The sequence below is a fragment of the Anoxybacillus sp. LAT27 genome (genome assembly GCF_022030075.1).
Lineage (GTDB): Bacteria > Bacillota > Bacilli > Bacillales > Anoxybacillaceae > Anoxybacillus > Anoxybacillus kestanbolensis.
This window is the reverse complement of sequence record NZ_JAIWYK010000252.1, coordinates 1-244: the sequence shown is the minus strand read 5'-3', so window position 1 is coordinate 244 and position 244 is coordinate 1. Positions and strand designations below refer to the sequence as shown.

The following is a 244-nucleotide window of genomic DNA, read 5'->3' as shown; positions in this document are numbered from 1 at the left end:
GCCAAACCATTCAGCCAAAAACGCCTTAATATAGTAACGGCCGGTATGCGGTTGATCGACGACCGCGTAAATTTCCGTCCGGTTGCATGTCGACACGATGACGTTTTCGAGCACACTTTTTTGCTTGGCGAGCCGCCGCATCGCCTCTCCAAGCTCTGCCTCGCCAAACGCCAGCTTTTCACGAATTTCTACAGGGGCGGTTTTGTAATTCACGCCGACAACGATGACTTGCACAATGCCATCC

At 52.5% G+C, this 244-nt stretch carries 1 pseudogene; it reads right to left on the bottom strand.

The annotated features are described in order from the left end of the window. Positions 1-234, bottom strand: a pseudogene (locus LD028_RS09335) (glutamyl-tRNA reductase); the annotation flags it as partial. Positions 235-244: the final 10 nt, after the last annotated feature.